Here is a 14,586-nt window from a genome sequence, read left to right as displayed (position 1 = left end):
GGGGGGCCGCGGGAGGGCGCGCGCCCCACCACCCGGCGCTGGGGCCCCGCCCCGCCGGGGGCCCCCCCCCCCCCCCGACCCGGCTGCCGATCCCGCCGCGGCTGGACTCCGACGAGCCGGCGTTCGAGCCCTGCTACGCCGCCGCCCGCGACCGCCGGGTGCTGACCTTCGACTACCGCCGTCCGGACGAGGACGCCCCGGCCCGCCGGCACGTGCAGCCCTGGGGCGTGGTCGCCTGGCACGGCCGCTGGTACCTGGTGGGGCTGGACCTGGACCGGCAGGCGCCGCGGGTGTTCCGGCTGTCCCGGGTGGTCGGCACCCCGAGGGCGGCCGGGCCGGAGAACGCGTTCGAGCCGCCGCCGGACCTCGACCTCGCCGGGATCGTCGCCGGCCAGTTCGGCGGCCGGGGCGAGGAGCAGCTGGTGATCGTGCGCGCCCGCCCGGGCACCGCGGTCGGGCTGCGCCGCTGGGCCACCCCGCTGGGCGCCGGCCCGGACGGCGAGGACCGGCTGCAGCTGCGCACCACCGAGCCGGGGCGGCTGGCCGACCAGCTGGCCGCCTACGGGCCCGACGTCGTCGTGGAGTCCCCGACGGCGGTCCGCGACGCGGTGGTCGAGCGGCTGACCCGCCTGGCCGCGATGGGGGAGCGATGACGAGCCCGGCCACCAACGAGCGGATGACGCGGCTGCTCTCGCTCGTCCCCTACCTCACCGCCCGGCCCGAGGGCGTGCCGCTGGCCGAGGTGGCCCGCGACTTCGGCGTGCCCGAGCGGCAGCTGCGCCGCGACCTCGAGCTGCTGTGGATGTGCGGCCTGCCCGGCTACGGCCCCGGTGACCTCATCGACCTGTCCTTCGAGGGCGACCGGGTGCGGGTCACCTTCACCGCCGGGATGGTCCGCCCGCTGCGGCTGACCACCGACGAGGCGGTCGCGCTGGTGGTGGCGCTGCGCACCCTGCTCGACCTGCCCGGGCTGGCCGAGCAGGAGGCGGTGAGCCGGGCGCTGGCCAAGGTGTCGGCCGCCGCCGGGCACGCCGCCGAGCGGGTCACCCCGGTGGCGCTCAGCGTCGACGCCCGCGAGCAGGCGCTCACCGTCGTCCGGCAGGGGCTCGAGCGCGGCCGGGCGCTGCACCTGCACTACTACGTGCCCACCCGGGACGAGCGCACCGAGCGGACCGTCGACCCGATGCGGCTGCTGCTGGTCGACGGCCGCTGGTACCTGGAGGCGTGGTCGCGGGAGGTGGCCGGGGTCCGGCTGTTCCGGCTGGACCGCATCGACGACGTCGAGGTGCTCGACGAGCCGGCCGCCCCGCCGCCGCAGGCCGCGCCGCGGGACGTGGAGTCCGGCCTGTACCAGCCGGCGCCCGGCGCGCCGGTGGTGCGGCTGCGGCTGGCCCGCACCGCCCGCTGGGTGGCCGAGTACTACCCGGTGGAGGACGTCCGCGAGGTCGAGGACCCGCCGGGCGGGCTGGCGGTCGCGCTGCGCACCCACGACCTGGCCTGGGCGCGGCGGCTGGTCGCCTCCCTGGGCGGCGCGGCCACCGTCGACGAGCCGGCCGAGCTCGCCACGGCGGTCGCCGCCGACGCGCGCGCCGCGCTCGCCCGGTACGGCGCCTGACCGCGGGCGCCTAGGCTCGCGGCGTGCTGCTCGTCGTGTGGATCGCCGCCGTCGTCGCGTCGCTGGTCGTCCTCGGCGCGATCGGGTACGGCCTGCTCGGGGCGTTCGCGCGGCTGCGCCGGGAGCTGGAGGCCGCCGAGCGGGAGGTGCGGCCGGTGCTGGAGCAGGCCGCGGCCACCGCCGCCCGCGCCGCCGCGCTGCAGGCCGGTGAACGGCCCGCGGACGGCCGCTGAACCGACGGCGGCCGTCCGCCGGGCACCCCGGGGACGAACGCCTCCCGGCGTAGCATCGGCTCCGCCCCCCGCGACCTGGAGGACGCATGAACCTCGGCCCGCTCGAGATCGGCCTGATCATCCTGGCCGTCCTGCTGCTGTTCGGCTACAAGAAGCTCCCCGACGCCTCGCGCTCGCTGGGCCGCTCGCTGCGCATCTTCAAGGGCGAGATGAAGGGCATGAAGGACGACGACCGCGCCGCGGCCCCGGCCGCGACGACTCCGGCCGCGCTCGACGCCGCCGACCGGGACCGGCGCGCCCAGCTCGAGGCAGAGGCGGCCGCCGCCGAGGCCCGCGCCGCCGAGCTGCGGGCGCGCGCCGCACAGCCCGGCGCCGCCGACGCACGCTGACCGCTCCAGGGGCAGGAACGTGAGCGGTCCCTCCCTGCGCCGCCGCCGGCGGCGGGCCCCGCGGGACCCCGAGGCGACGATGACCCTCGTCGCGCACCTCACCGAGCTGCGCAACCGCGTCGCCAAGGCCCTGCTGGCGCTCGCGCTGGGCACCGTCGCGGGCTTCCTCTGGTACGACCACGGGCTGCTGACCTTCCTCAGCGAGCCCTACTGCTCGCTGCCGGCCGACCTGCGCTTCCAGGGCGACGAGAGCTGCTCGCTGGTGGTCCTCGACGTCTTCGGCGGCGTGCTGCTGCGGCTGAAGATCGGCCTGATCGCCGGGGCGGTGCTGTCCAGCCCGTTCTGGCTCTGGCAGCTGTGGGCGTTCATCACCCCGGGGCTCAAGCGGAACGAGAAGCGCTACGCGATCGCCTTCGTCGCGGCCTCCACGACGCTGTTCGCCCTCGGCGCGGTGCTGGCCTACGTCACCCTCTACAAGGGTTTGGAGCTGCTGCTGGAGCTCGCCGGTGACGAGGTGGCCTTCCAGCTCACCGCGCCGGACTACCTGGGCTTCGTGATCAGCCTGCTGGTCGCCTTCGGGCTGAGCTTCGAGCTGCCGCTGATCGCGGTGGCGCTGAACCTGGTCGGCGTCCTGTCGCACGCCGCGCTGGCGCGCAGCCGGCGGTGGATCTTCTTCCTGACCATCGTGTTCGCCGCGTTCGTCACGCCCACCCAGGACCCGTTCACCATGCTGGCCATGGCCCTGCCGATGGTGGTGCTGTTCGAGCTGGCCATCCAGGTCGCCCGGTTCGTGGACCGGCGGCGGGCCCGCCGGGAGGCCGTGGAGCACTTCCACGACGTGCCCGACGACGAGGCGTCCCCGCTGGACGCGCGGCCCTCCGACCTCGACGCGGGCCCGACCCGGCGCGAGGACCTGCTGCCCGGCGCTCCGGCGGACACCTACCGCGGCTGAGCCGCCCGGGGCCCGGCCGCGGCCCGGGCCTCGACCAGGGCCTCGACCAGGACCGCCCGCGGGGGCGCCGGCGGGGGGCCGCCGGCGCCGGGGGCGGGGCGCCCGGGCCGCCAGCCGCGGGCGAGCAGCCCGGCCACCCGCGGGTGCACCGCGGCCAGCGCCGCCGGCGGGTCGACCAGCTGGGCGTGCCGCAGCACGGCCCGGCCCACCTCCGGGTCGGCGCCGGCGGCGGCGAACACCAGCCAGCCGGGCAGCGGCGCCCCGTCGCCGGCGGGTCCGGACGGCGGGCCGGCGCCCCACCCGGCGCCGTCGCGGGCGGCGCGCCACATCCGGGCGCGGGCGAGGTCGGTGCGGCAGCCGTCGTCGAACCACTCGCGCAGCTCGCCCTGCACCCAGGCGTCCACCTGCGCGCGCCAGGAGCGGGCGTCCCCGGGCGCGGCGGCGACGGCCCCGGCCAGGCGCAGCGCGTGCGCCACCGCCAGCGCCGAGCCGCGGCCGAAGTGCGGGTTGCTGGTGCTGACGGCGTCGGCCAGCGGGTGCAGCCCGAGCGGCGCGTCGCCGGTGAGCACCCGGAAGGTGCTGCGCAGGCCGCCCATGACCCGCACCGGCGACACCGGGACGGCGCGGGCGGGGTCGGTCCACCGCGCGGCCAGCGGCACCGCCCGGGTGACCGCCTCGAAGCCGGGCAGCTCCTGCGAGCGGGCCAGCTGCGGGTCGTCGGGCAGCCGGGTCAGGCAGACGGTGAACGTGCCGGCGTCGTGCGGGAAGACGAGCACCGCGTACCCGTCGCCCTCGGCCACCGAGACCACGCCCCGCTCGACCGGCGCGAACTCCGCGCCGGGCAGCAGCCGGTAGCGGCGGGAGACGTACACCTCGTCGGCCGGCACGTCGACGGTGTCGCCCACCCACGGGCGGGACAGCCGCCCGCGGCGGCCGGTGGCGTCGACGACCAGTTCGGCGGGGAGCACGCCGCCGCCGGCCAGCCGGACGCCGGAGACCGCGCCGCCGGCCACCTCCACGTGCTCGACCCCGGCGCGCCACCGGGTGACGCCCGGCTCGGCGTCGGCGGTGCGCTGCAGCACCCACTCCAGCGTGCTGCGCCGGCACCACAGGGCGGTGAGCCCGTCGGGCAGCCGCACCGGCTCGGCGCCGTGCGCGACCAGCGCGTCGAGCACGTCGGGCAGGCCGGCGGCGAGCTCGGCGTGCAGCCGGGCGAGGAAGGCGTGCGGCTGGTGGAACTGCGCCACCCCGCGGCGCGGCCAGTCCGCGGCGGCGCCGACGTCGCCGGGCGGCTGCGCGCCGTCCCGGTCCACCAGCTGCACCCGGTGGCCCTGGCGGGCCAGCGCGACGGCTGCGGTCAGGCCCGAGATCCCGGCCCCTGCGACGACGACCTGCACGGCGACCTCCGCACGACTCGACGGGGCCAGCGGGGTCGTCCGCGGGAAGGTGTTGCTGGGCAACCGACTGGCGGCGTCATCGAGCCACCGGCGGCGCGGCCGTGTCAAGGTCACCGGGGCCCGAACCCGACCTCCGACCAGGGCGGTCTCCACCGCAGGGAGGGTGCGGCAGCCCCCGGGGACGCGCCGGGCCGTAGCGTGGGCCGCCGCTCGCCGGAGGTCCAGGGGAGGAGACCGGGTGGACGTCGCCGTCCTCGTCAGCGCCGCCGCCGGGCGGGGCCGGGCCCGCACCGTGTCCGCGGCCGCGCTCGACGCGCTGCGCCGGGGCGGGCTCACGCCCACGGTGCTCGCGGCCGGCACCCGCGCCGAGGCCGAGCGGGCCGCGGCCGGCGCGGTGGCGGCCGGCACCGGCGCCGTCGTCGCGATCGGCGGGGACGGCGCCGTGCACGCCGCGCTGCAGGCGGTCGCCGGCACCGGCACGCCGCTGGCCGTCGTCCCGGCCGGGACCGGCAACGACCTGGCGCTCGCCCTCGGGGTGCCGCCCGAGCCGGTGACCGCGGCCACCGCGGCCGCCGCCGACCTGCGCTCGGGCGCCGTCCGGGTCCTGGACGCCGGCCGCACCGCCGGGCGCTGGTGGGCCACCGTGCTGTGCTGCGGCTTCGACTCGGCGGTCACCGACCGGGCCAACCGACTGCGCTGGCCGCGCGGGCCGCGCCGCTACGACGTCGCGATCCTCGCCGAGCTGGCCCGGCTGCGGCCCCGCGCGGTCACCCTGACCCTCGACGGGGAGGCGCGGACGCTGCCGGTCACGCTGGTCGCCGTCGGCAACACCGCCTGGTACGGCGGCGGCATGCGGGTCTGCCCGGCCGCCGATCCCGCCGACGGCCGGCTCGACGTCACCGTGGTGGGGCCGGTGTCCCGCCGGGAGCTGGTGCGCACCCGCCCGCGGCTGACCGAGGGCACGCACGTCGACCACCCCGCCGTCACGGTGCACCGCGCCGCGCGGGTGGAGCTCGCCGGCACGGGGCTGACCACCTGCGCCGACGGCGAGCCGGTGGCGGCGCTGCCGGTGCACGCCGAGGCGGTGCCCGGCGCGCTGCGGATCGTGGGCTCCGGGCGCCCCGCCTGAGCGGGAGGTCACCCCGCAGGGCTCCCGCGGCCGCGGCCACCTGTTGGGGCCACGGCCGACCTCACCCTCCGTGGCCGGGGTGTCGAGATCTCCGGGGATATATGGCGGGGATCTTGACGCAGAGTGACATCGCCGGTCCTCGACCCGCCGGGAGTGCGCGGTGGCCGGGTCGCTCCGGACCGCCCGTCCGACCGTTATCCCGAACATGGCGGCCGTTCGACCGGTGCGACGGGCCCCGGGGGAGGAGCGGCGACGCGGGGAGGCCCCGTCCGGGCTGAGCGCCGTCCGGGAAGCGCCTAACGTGGGGGCATGTCCAGCCCCGCCGAGCGGTACGCGGCTGCCCGGCGGCGCAGCGCGCACCCCACCCTCGCCGACTTCACCGCCGAGCTCGGCTTCTCCCTGGACCCGTTCCAGGTGGAGGCCTGCGAGGCGCTCGACGAGGGCGCCGGGGTGCTGGTGTGCGCGCCCACCGGGGCCGGCAAGACCGTCGTCGGCGAGTTCGCCGTGCACAAGGCGCTGGCCGAGGGGCGCAAGGCCTTCTACACGACGCCGATCAAGGCGCTGTCCAACCAGAAGTACAACGACCTGGTCGACCGCTACGGCGAGGCGAAGGTCGGGCTGCTCACCGGGGACAACGCGATCAACGGCGACGCGCCCGTGGTGGTCATGACCACCGAGGTGCTGCGCAACATGCTCTACGCGGAGTCCCCGGCCATCGCCGGCCTCGGCTACGTGGTGATGGACGAGGTGCACTACCTCGCCGACCGGTTCCGCGGCGCGGTGTGGGAGGAGGTGATCATCCACCTCCCGGCGTCGGTCACCCTGGTGTCGCTGTCGGCGACGGTGAGCAACGCCGAGGAGTTCGCCGACTGGCTGGTCACCGTCCGCGGGCACACCCGGGTCGTCGTCAGCGAGGTCCGGCCGATCCCGCTGTGGCAGCACATGCTGGTCGGCAACCGGGTGTTCGACCTGTTCAGCCTGCGCCCGGCGGCGCACGCCGCCGAGCAGGGGGACGACCCGCGCGGGCAGTCGACCCGCGACCGGGGCGCCAGCGTCGTCGACCCCGAGCTGGTCCGGTACGTGCGCGAACACGAGCGGCGGCTGGACACCTGGGGCGGCGGCAACGGCGGCTCGCGCCGGGACCGGGACTGGCACAAGCCGCGGTACCGGCCGCCGGCCCGCCCGGAGGTGGTGGAGCGGCTCGACCGCGCCGGGCTGCTGCCCGCCATCACCTTCGTGTTCAGCCGCAACGGCTGCGACCAGGCCGTGCACCAGTGCCTGATGGCCGGGCTGCGGCTCACCGACGAGGCCGAGCGCGCCGAGATCGCCCGGATCGTCGACGAGCGCACCGGCAGCCTGCCCGACGAGGACCTGCACGTCCTCGGCTTCTGGGAGTGGCGCGAGGGCCTGCTCGCCGGGCTCGCCGCCCACCACGCGGGCCTGGTGCCGGCGTTCAAGGAGACCGTCGAGGAGTGCTTCGTCCGCGGCCTGGTCAAGGCCGTGTTCGCCACCGAGACCCTGGCGCTGGGCATCAACATGCCCGCCCGCACCGTCGTGCTCGAGCGGCTGGTCAAGTGGAACGGCGAGGCGCACGTCGACGTCACGCCGGGGGAGTACACCCAGCTCACCGGGCGGGCCGGGCGGCGCGGCATCGACGTCGAGGGGCACGCCGTCGTCGTCTGGGCGCCGGGCATGGACCCCTCCGTCGTCGCCGGGCTGGCCAGCACCCGCACCTACCCGCTGCGGTCGTCGTTCCGGCCCAGCTACAACATGGCGGTCAACCTGGTCGGCTCCTACGGCCGGGCCCGCGCCCGCGAGCTGCTGGCCTCCTCCTTCGCCCAGTTCCAGGCCGACCGCTCGGTCGTCGGCCTGGCCCGGCAGGCCGCCCGCTCCGAGCGGGACGCGGAGAGGTTCGCCGCCGAGATGGCCAGCGAGGGCGGCGACGTGCTCGCCTACGCCCGGCTGCGGCGGGAGATCGCCGACCGGGAGAAGGAGCTGTCCCGCGACTCGCAGGCCAAGCGGCGCGTGGAGGCCGCCGACGCGCTGGCCGCGCTGCGCCCGGGCGACGTCATCCGGGTGCCCTCGGGCCGCCGGCAGGGCCTGGCCGTCGTCCTCGACCCCGGCGTCACCGACCTGTCCGACCCCCGCCCGCTGGTGCTCACCGAGGACAAGTGGGCCGGCCGGCTGGCCAGCGTGGACTTCCCGACGCCGGTCACCGCGCTGGCCCGGGTGCGGGTGCCGAAGAACTTCAACCACCGCAGCCCGCACGCCCGCCGCGACCTGGCCTCCACGCTGCGCACCGCGCGGCTGGAGAACGACCTCGGCGCCCGGCGGGTCAAGCAGCGCTCGGCCGCCGCCGACGACCCGGTGCTGCACGACCTGCGCCGCGCGGTGCGCCACCACCCGGTGCACGCGCTGCCCGACCGGGAGGAGCGGGTTCGCTTCGCCGAGCGCTACCTGCGCGCGGTCGCCGACGCCGAGGCGACCCACCGGAAGATGGCCGAGCGCACCGGCTCGCTGACCCGGCAGTTCGACCGCACCTGCGACGTCCTCGAGGAGCTGGGCTACCTGGTGCCCGAGGCGGTGCCGCTGGTGCCGGCCGACACCGAGGAGCCCACCCCCGTCGACGACGCCCCGCGGGTCACCGAGGAGGGCCGGCGGCTGGCGCGGATCTGGTCGGAGGCCGACCTGCTCGTCGCCGAGTGCCTGCGCGCCGGCGTGTGGCGCGGGCTCACCCCGGCGGAGCTGGCCGCGGCGGTGTCCACGCTGGTGTTCGAGGCCCGGCGGGAGCTGCCCGGCCAGCCGGCGGTGCCCGCGGGGAAGGTGGCCGGGGCGATCGCCGAGATGCGCCGGATCCGCGCGCGGCTGCAGGACGTCGAGCTCGACCGCGGCCTGCCCGCCAGCCGCGACCTGGACCTCGGCTTCGCCTGGGCGGCCTACCGCTGGGCAGACGGGCAGGCGCTGGACCGGGTGCTGGCCGGCGCCGAGCAGGCGGGCACCGAGCTGTCCGGCGGCGACTTCGTCCGCTGGGCGCGGCAGCTGGTGGACCTGCTCGACCAGCTGGCGAAGGTCGCCGACGAGTCCGTGGCCGGCGTCGCGCGGGCCGCGGTGGGGCTGGTGCGGCGCGGGGTGGTCGCGGTCGCGGTCAGCGGCTGAGGCCGTCGCCCGGCCGCTGCCTCCCCGGGCGGGCGACCGCGTCGCGGACGGGCTGCCGGAGGGCCCCCGTGGTGCACAATCTCCCCCGCTCCGGTGACGGACGGTCATCGGAGCGCGGGAACACGACACGGCCCCCGCGGGGCCGCACCGAACGGGAGCGACGATGACCAACCCACCGCAGGGTGGCCAGCCGGGGCAGTACGGGCAGCCGGGGCAGTACGGCCAGCAGCCGGGACAGCCGGGCCCGTACGGGCAGCCCGGCCAGTACGGCCAGCCGGGTGGGCAGTACGGGCAGCCCGCCGCGCAACCGGGGCAGTACGGCCAGCAGCCGGGACAGCCGGGGCCGTACGGCCAGCCGGGGCAGTACGGCCAGCCGGGGCAGTACGGGCAACCCGGCTACGGCCAGCCGGGCCAGCCGCAGCCCGGCGGCTACGGGCAGCCGGGACAGTACGGGCAGCAGCCCGGCCAGTTCGGCCAGCCCGGCTTCGGGCAGCAGCCGAAGAAGTCCCGGACCGGGCTGGTCATCGGCCTGGTCGCGCTCGCCGTCGTGGTGATCGCCGCGGCGATCGTCCTGCCGATCGTGCTGGGCAAGGACGTGCTCGACGGCGCGCAGGCCGAGAGCGACATCGCGCAGCAGTTCGAGGAGACCTTCGGCGTCGCGATCGACGTCTCCTGCGACGACGAGATGGTCGTGGAGGACGGCGCCACCTACGAGTGCACCGGCACCACCGACGACGGCGAGGACGTGACCCTGCAGGTCGCGATCACCGACGCGGACGAGGCCGCCTACACCTGGGAGGTCGCCTCCTGAGCGGAGGCCGCTGACCCGGGGCCGCTGACCCGGGGGCGCGGAGCCCGGGCCGGCCGGCGCCCCGCTCAGTCGAGGGCGTCGGCCGGCCAGCCCAGGGCGGCGCCCAGCCGCCCGAGCGAGGACCGCAGCCCGTGCGCGTCGGCCAGCGCGGCCAGCGCCGCGGCGTCGGCCGGCCGGGACGGCAGCGCTCCCTCCACCGGCGGCAGGTCCACGTCGCGGGCCACGGCCACCACCACCGGCGCGGCGTCCAGGTACTCCCCGCCGGCGTGCAGCTTCTCCAGCACGCCGCGGGTGAGCGGCGCCCTCGGCACCGCGGTGCGGGCCGCGGCGGCGCGGATGCCGGCCAGGTCGCCGAACTCGGTGACCAGCGCCGCCGCCGTCTTCGCGCCGATGCCCGCCACGCCGGGCAGGCCGTCGCTGGGGTCCCCGCGCAGCACCGCGAAGTCGGCGTAGGCCCGCCCGGGGATGCCGTACTTCGCCGCCACCGCCGCCTCGTCGACCACCTCGATGTCGGCGATGCCGCGCGCGGTGTACAGCACCCGGACGCCGCGGGCGTCGTCGACCAGCTGGAACAGGTCCCGGTCGCCGGTGACGACGTCGACCGGCCCGCGCGCGCGGGTGGCCAGCGTGCCGATCACGTCGTCGGCCTCGTAGCCCGGCGCGCCGACCCGGGCGATGCCCGCCGCGGCCAGCACGTCCACCAGCACCGGCACCTGCGGGGACAGCTCGTCGGGCGTCTCCTCCCCGCCGCCGGGCGAGAGCCGGTGCGCCTTGTACGACGGCAGCGCCTCGACCCGGAACGCCGGGCGCCAGTCGTCGTCCCAGCAGGCGACCAGCCGGGTCGGGGTGTGCGCGGTGAGCAGCCGGGCGGTCATGTCCAGGAACCCGCGGACGGCGTTGACCGGGCGGCCGTCGGGCGAGGTCACGCTGGTCGGGACGCCGTAGAAGGCCCGGAAGTAGAGGCTCGCGGCGTCGAGCAGCATCGTGGTCACGGGCGGACCGTAGCCGCCGGGGACGACGGGCCGGGGAAACCGGCGCGGGCCCGGCCCGGCCGCGGGGTTAGTGTCCGGGCGTGGCAAGCAGCACGGGGGCCCTCGTCAGCATCGACCGCGTGCACGCCGCACGCGCCGTCGCCGGGGAGCTCGGCGTCGACGTCCTGGTCCTCACCCCGGGCTCGGACCTGCGCTACCTGTCCGGCTACCACGCCCACGCGATGGAGCGGCTGACCGCGCTGGTGGTCCCGCGCCGCGGGGAGCCGCTGCTGGTCGTCCCGCGGCTGGAGGCGCCGATGGTCGACGCCTCGCCGGCCGGCGCGCTCAGCCTGGAGCTGCACGCCTGGGACGAGACCGACGACCCGTTCGCCGTCGTCGCCCGGGAGGTGACCGCCCGGCTGGGCGCCGCCCCCACCCGGGTCGCGGTGGGGGCGCGCACCTGGGCCGAGCACGCCCTCGGCGTGCACCGGGCGCTGCCCGGTTCGACCCTGGAGCTGGCCACCCCGGTGCTGGACCGGCTGCGGATGGTCAAGACCCCGGCCGAGGTGGAGGAGCTGGCCCGCGCCGGCGCGGCCATCGACCGGGTGCACGCCCGGATGGGGGAGTGGCTGCGGGTCGGGCGCACCGAGGCCGCGGTCGGCGCGGACGTCGCCGCGGCGATCCTCGCCGAGGGGCACGTGGGCGTGGACTTCACCATCGTCGGCTCCGGCCCCAACGGCGCCAGCCCGCACCACGAGCTCTCCGACCGGGTGGTGCAGGCCGGCGACCTGGTCGTCGTCGACATCGGCGGGGAGACCGCCACCGGCTACCGGTCGGACTGCACCCGCACCTACGTCGTCGGCGGGGAGCCCGGCGCCGAGGTGGCCGAGTGGTACGCGGTCCTCCAGGACGCGCAGGCGGCCGCCGTCGCCGCCGTCCGGCCCGGGGTGACCGCCGAGCAGGTCGACGCCGCCGCCCGCGACCGGATCGCCGCCGCCGGGTGGGGCGAGCACTTCATCCACCGCACCGGGCACGGCATCGGCCTGGACACCCACGAGGCGCCCTACATCGTCGCGGGCAACGACCTGCCGCTGGAGGCCGGGATGGCGTTCTCCGTGGAGCCGGGCATCTACCTGGCCGGCCGCTGCGGCGCGCGGATCGAGGACATCGTGGTCTGCACCGACGACGGCGTCCGCACGCTGAACGAGGGCACCCGTGAGCTCGTCGTCCTCCCCGGCTGACCCGCCCTCCGACGTCGACCGGGCGCTGCTGGCCGCCCTGGTGCGGGACGGGCGGGCCAGCTACACCGAGCTCGCCGAGCGGGTCGGGCTGTCGGTGTCGGCGGTGCACCAGCGGGTGCGCCGGCTCGAGCAGCGCGGGCTGATCACCGGGTACCGGGCGCGGATCGACGCGCGCCAGGTGGGCCTGGGCCTGACCGCGTTCGTCTCGATCACCCCGCTGGACCAGGCCCAGGCCGACGACGCCCCGGCCAAGCTCACCCACCTCGACGCGATCGAGGCCTGCTACTCGGTCGCGGGCATCGAGAGCTACCTGCTCAAGGTGCGGGTGGCCTCGCCCGAGGCGCTGGAGGCGCTGCTGCGGGAGATCCGCACGACGGCGAACGTGAGCACCCGCACCACCGTCGTGCTGTCCACCTTCTACGAGGACCGTCCGCCCGTCTGAGCCCGGAGGACCGGCGTGCCCGACGCCCTGGCCCGCGGGGTGGGGGACCACCTGCCCGGCACGCTGCTGGCGCTGCTCGCGGCGACGCTGTTCGGGCTGGGCTCGGTGCTGCAGCACGAGGCGGCGGTCCGCGCCACCACCGGCGGGCGGCTGCGGATGCGGGAGATGGTGCGCCAGCGCACCTGGCTGCTCGGCCAGGCGGCCACCACCAGCGGCACCGTCGCCCAGGTGGCGGCGCTGGCCCTGGCGCCGGTGGCGATCGTGCAGCCGCTGCTGGCCGGCGCGCTGGTGGCGGCGCTGACGGTGCGCACCGTCCGCACCGGGCACCTGCCGTCCCGGACCGAGTGGGCCGGGGCCGCGCTCACCGTGGGCGGGCTCGTGGTCTTCGTGGTGGCCGCCCGCCCGAGCCGGGGCTCCGGGGACCCGCCGCCGGCCGCGGCCGCCGCGGTCGCCGTCGTGCTGGCGGTGCTGGCCGTCGCGCTCACCGCCCGGCTGCGCGGCGGCAGCGGCGCGGCGCTGGCCTGCGGGGTCACCGGCGGCCTGGCCGCCGGGGTGGCCGCGGTGCTGGTCTCGGCCGGGCTCGCGGTGCTCTCGTCCGACGGGGTGGCCGGCGCGCTCGCCCGGCCCGAGCCGTGGGGCGCGGTGGGAGCCTCGGTGGCCTCCCAGGTGGGCGCGCAGCAGGCCTACGGCCGCGGGGCGCTGTCCTGGTCGCTGCCCGCGCTGGTGGTGTTCGACCCGCTGACGGCGGTGCCGTCGGCCCGGCTGCTGCTCGGGGAGCACCTGGAGCCCGGGCGCGCCGCGGTGTGGGGGCCGGCCGCGCTGGTCGCCGTCGTCGGGGTCGTCCTGCTCACCCGCAGCAGCGGGCCGCCGCGGGAGGCGGCACCCGCCGTCGGGGCGTGAGCGCACACGCCGTTCGACCGTTATCCCCAACTGTCGAACGCACCCACCGGTGGACCCGCTGGGAGGTGAGGAGCCGCGAGGACGGCGGTGCGACTGGACAACGCCTCGAACACGTGTTCGCATCGGGTGGTGAGGTGGGACGCCCGGCGCCTCGACGCCGACGACGAGACGCTGCTGCCGGGCATGCCGAGCCTGCGCGGGCTGCTGCGCAGCGTGGAGGTGCCCGAGTTCCCGGGTGTGACGATGCACGAGGTGCTGTGCCGGTCGGCCCTCAACGCGGTGCCGGAGGGCTCGCGGGTGCCGTTCTCGTACACGATCAACCCGTACCGGGGTTGCCTCCATGCGTGCACCTACTGCTTCGCCCGCTCGACGCACGAGTGGCTGGACCTGGACGCCGGCCGCGACTTCGACACGCAGATCGTCGTCAAGACCAACCTCGTCGAGGTGCTGCGCCGGGAGCTCGCCCGGCCGTCCTGGAGGCGCGAGCACGTGGCGCTGGGCACCAACACCGACCCCTACCAGCGGGCCGAGGGCCGGTACCGGCTGATGCCCGGCGTCATCCGCGCGCTGGCCGACTCCGGCACCCCGTTCTCGATCCTCACCAAGGGCACGCTGGCCCGCCGCGACCTGCCGCTGCTGGCCGACGCCGCCCGCGACGTCCCGGTGGGCTTCGGCGTCTCGATGGCCATCTGGGACGACGACCTGCACGCGAGCCTCGAGCCGGGGGTCCCCTCGCCGCGGGCCCGACTGGACCTGGTGCGGGCGGTCACCGACGCCGGGCTGCCGTGCGGGGTGTTCCTCGCCCCGGTGCTGCCGGGGCTCACCGACCGCCTCGCCGATCTCGACGCCGCGCTCGGGGCGATCGCCGCCGCCGGTGCCACCGGGGTGACCGTGGTGCCGCTGCACCTGCGCCCCGGTGCCCGTGAGTGGTTCTCCGCCTGGCTGGCGCGCGAGCACCCGTCGCTGGTGGGGCGCTACCGGCAGCTCTACCGCGGCGGTGCGTACGTGCCGCCCGAGTACCGGGCCTGGCTGGCCGGACGGGTCGCGCCGCTGCTGCGCCGGCACGGCCTCGACGGCCGGTCCGGCGGCGCGGTCCGGGGGGCGGAGGCGCCCTCCGGTGTCCCCGGGGACGACGAGGCCGCCTTCCCCGCGGGCAGCCTGCCCCCGGCCCGGGACCCCGCCGCCCCGCGGGGTCGGGCGACCCGGGCGCGGCGGTCCCGGGACGACGCCGTGCCGGGCCAGTTGGCGCTGATCTAGAAATGGGCAGGCAAGCCTCGCCTGACCATTGGTTGCCGCAACGAAATGGCCGCGGGGAAGGGCAGCCTCCCCTGGGTGTGAGCCGCTGAGGTG

14 protein-coding genes are annotated in these 14,586 nt (G+C 77.5%); 12 read left to right on the top strand and 2 right to left on the bottom strand.

Annotation, left to right across the window (positions count from 1 at the left end):
- The 5 genes from ACI8AR_RS20930 to tatC form a co-directional block, all read left to right on the top strand.
- A partial coding sequence (locus ACI8AR_RS20930) for a helix-turn-helix transcriptional regulator (RefSeq protein ID WP_457052706.1) occupies positions 1-653 on the top strand: 653 nt, incomplete at its 5' end.
- Positions 650-1,615, top strand: coding sequence for a helix-turn-helix transcriptional regulator (locus ACI8AR_RS20925; RefSeq protein ID WP_457052705.1), 966 nt, complete (start codon positions 650-652; stop codon positions 1,613-1,615). The genes ACI8AR_RS20930 and ACI8AR_RS20925, both read left to right, overlap by 4 nt.
- A gap of 23 nt (positions 1,616-1,638) precedes the next feature.
- The gene (locus tag ACI8AR_RS20920; RefSeq protein ID WP_457052704.1) at positions 1,639-1,848 is read left to right on the top strand and encodes a hypothetical protein; all 210 of its coding nucleotides are present in this window, start codon (positions 1,639-1,641) and stop codon (positions 1,846-1,848) included.
- 86 nt (positions 1,849-1,934) lie between these two features.
- Positions 1,935-2,237, top strand: a complete 303-nt coding sequence (tatA, locus tag ACI8AR_RS20915) for a Sec-independent protein translocase subunit TatA (RefSeq protein ID WP_457052703.1) — start codon at positions 1,935-1,937, stop codon at positions 2,235-2,237.
- Positions 2,238-2,256: 19 nt separating this feature from the next.
- Positions 2,257-3,189, top strand: coding sequence for a twin-arginine translocase subunit TatC (gene tatC / locus ACI8AR_RS20910; RefSeq protein ID WP_457052702.1), 933 nt, complete (start codon positions 2,257-2,259; stop codon positions 3,187-3,189).
- Here the strand turns inward: tatC and ACI8AR_RS20905 are convergent.
- The gene (locus ACI8AR_RS20905) at positions 3,177-4,586 is read right to left on the bottom strand and encodes an FAD-dependent oxidoreductase (protein WP_457052701.1); all 1,410 of its coding nucleotides are present in this window, start codon (positions 4,584-4,586) and stop codon (positions 3,177-3,179) included. The two genes, tatC and ACI8AR_RS20905, sit on opposite strands and share 13 nt — an antisense overlap.
- A gap of 238 nt (positions 4,587-4,824) precedes the next feature.
- Between ACI8AR_RS20905 and ACI8AR_RS20900 the strand changes: the two genes are divergently transcribed.
- From ACI8AR_RS20900 to ACI8AR_RS20890, 3 genes are all read left to right on the top strand, one after another.
- The gene (locus tag ACI8AR_RS20900; protein WP_457052700.1) at positions 4,825-5,715 is read left to right on the top strand and encodes a diacylglycerol kinase family protein; all 891 of its coding nucleotides are present in this window, start codon (positions 4,825-4,827) and stop codon (positions 5,713-5,715) included.
- A gap of 309 nt (positions 5,716-6,024) precedes the next feature.
- The gene (locus ACI8AR_RS20895; RefSeq protein WP_457052699.1) at positions 6,025-8,871 is read left to right on the top strand and encodes a DEAD/DEAH box helicase; all 2,847 of its coding nucleotides are present in this window, start codon (positions 6,025-6,027) and stop codon (positions 8,869-8,871) included.
- A gap of 163 nt (positions 8,872-9,034) precedes the next feature.
- The gene (locus ACI8AR_RS20890; RefSeq protein WP_457052698.1) at positions 9,035-9,682 is read left to right on the top strand and encodes a DUF4333 domain-containing protein; all 648 of its coding nucleotides are present in this window, start codon (positions 9,035-9,037) and stop codon (positions 9,680-9,682) included.
- Between the two features lie 65 nt (positions 9,683-9,747).
- Here the strand turns inward: ACI8AR_RS20890 and ACI8AR_RS20885 are convergent, their stop codons facing one another.
- Complete coding sequence (locus tag ACI8AR_RS20885; RefSeq protein WP_457052707.1) at positions 9,748-10,665, bottom strand: 5'-3' exonuclease; 918 nt, start codon at positions 10,663-10,665, stop codon at positions 9,748-9,750.
- A gap of 89 nt (positions 10,666-10,754) precedes the next feature.
- Between ACI8AR_RS20885 and ACI8AR_RS20880 the strand changes: the two genes are divergently transcribed.
- The 4 genes from ACI8AR_RS20880 (at position 10,755) to ACI8AR_RS20865 (ending at position 14,493) form a co-directional block, all read left to right on the top strand.
- Positions 10,755-11,894 carry a M24 family metallopeptidase gene (locus tag ACI8AR_RS20880; protein WP_457052697.1) on the top strand — a complete coding sequence of 380 codons (1,140 nt, stop codon included), beginning with the start codon at positions 10,755-10,757 and terminating at the stop codon, positions 11,892-11,894.
- On the top strand, positions 11,869-12,336 hold the full coding sequence (locus ACI8AR_RS20875) for an Lrp/AsnC family transcriptional regulator (RefSeq protein WP_456929660.1): 468 nt from the start codon (positions 11,869-11,871) through the stop codon (positions 12,334-12,336). Before ACI8AR_RS20880 ends, ACI8AR_RS20875 begins: the two co-directional genes overlap by 26 nt.
- A gap of 15 nt (positions 12,337-12,351) precedes the next feature.
- The gene (locus ACI8AR_RS20870; protein WP_457052696.1) at positions 12,352-13,236 is read left to right on the top strand and encodes a DMT family transporter; all 885 of its coding nucleotides are present in this window, start codon (positions 12,352-12,354) and stop codon (positions 13,234-13,236) included.
- 129 nt (positions 13,237-13,365) lie between these two features.
- The gene (locus ACI8AR_RS20865) at positions 13,366-14,493 is read left to right on the top strand and encodes an Rv2578c family radical SAM protein (RefSeq protein WP_457052695.1); all 1,128 of its coding nucleotides are present in this window, start codon (positions 13,366-13,368) and stop codon (positions 14,491-14,493) included.
- The last annotated feature ends 93 nt before the right edge of the window (positions 14,494-14,586 follow it).

The organism is Geodermatophilus sp. SYSU D01036 (genome assembly GCF_054050435.1).
This window is presented reverse-complemented; position numbering and strand designations above follow the sequence as displayed.

Excerpts from the sequence above, each read along its gene's own strand:
- ACI8AR_RS20925 (WP_457052705.1), top strand. The coding sequence starts at position 650 with ATGACGAGCCCGGCCACCAACGAGCGGATGACGCGGCTGCTCTCGCTC.
- tatA (WP_457052703.1), top strand. The coding sequence starts at position 1,935 with ATGAACCTCGGCCCGCTCGAGATCGGCCTGATCATCCTGGCCGTCCTG.
- ACI8AR_RS20895 (WP_457052699.1), top strand. The coding sequence starts at position 6,025 with ATGTCCAGCCCCGCCGAGCGGTACGCGGCTGCCCGGCGGCGCAGCGCG.
- ACI8AR_RS20890 (WP_457052698.1), top strand. The coding sequence starts at position 9,035 with ATGACCAACCCACCGCAGGGTGGCCAGCCGGGGCAGTACGGGCAGCCG.
- ACI8AR_RS20885 (WP_457052707.1), bottom strand. The coding sequence starts at position 10,665 with ATGCTGCTCGACGCCGCGAGCCTCTACTTCCGGGCCTTCTACGGCGTC.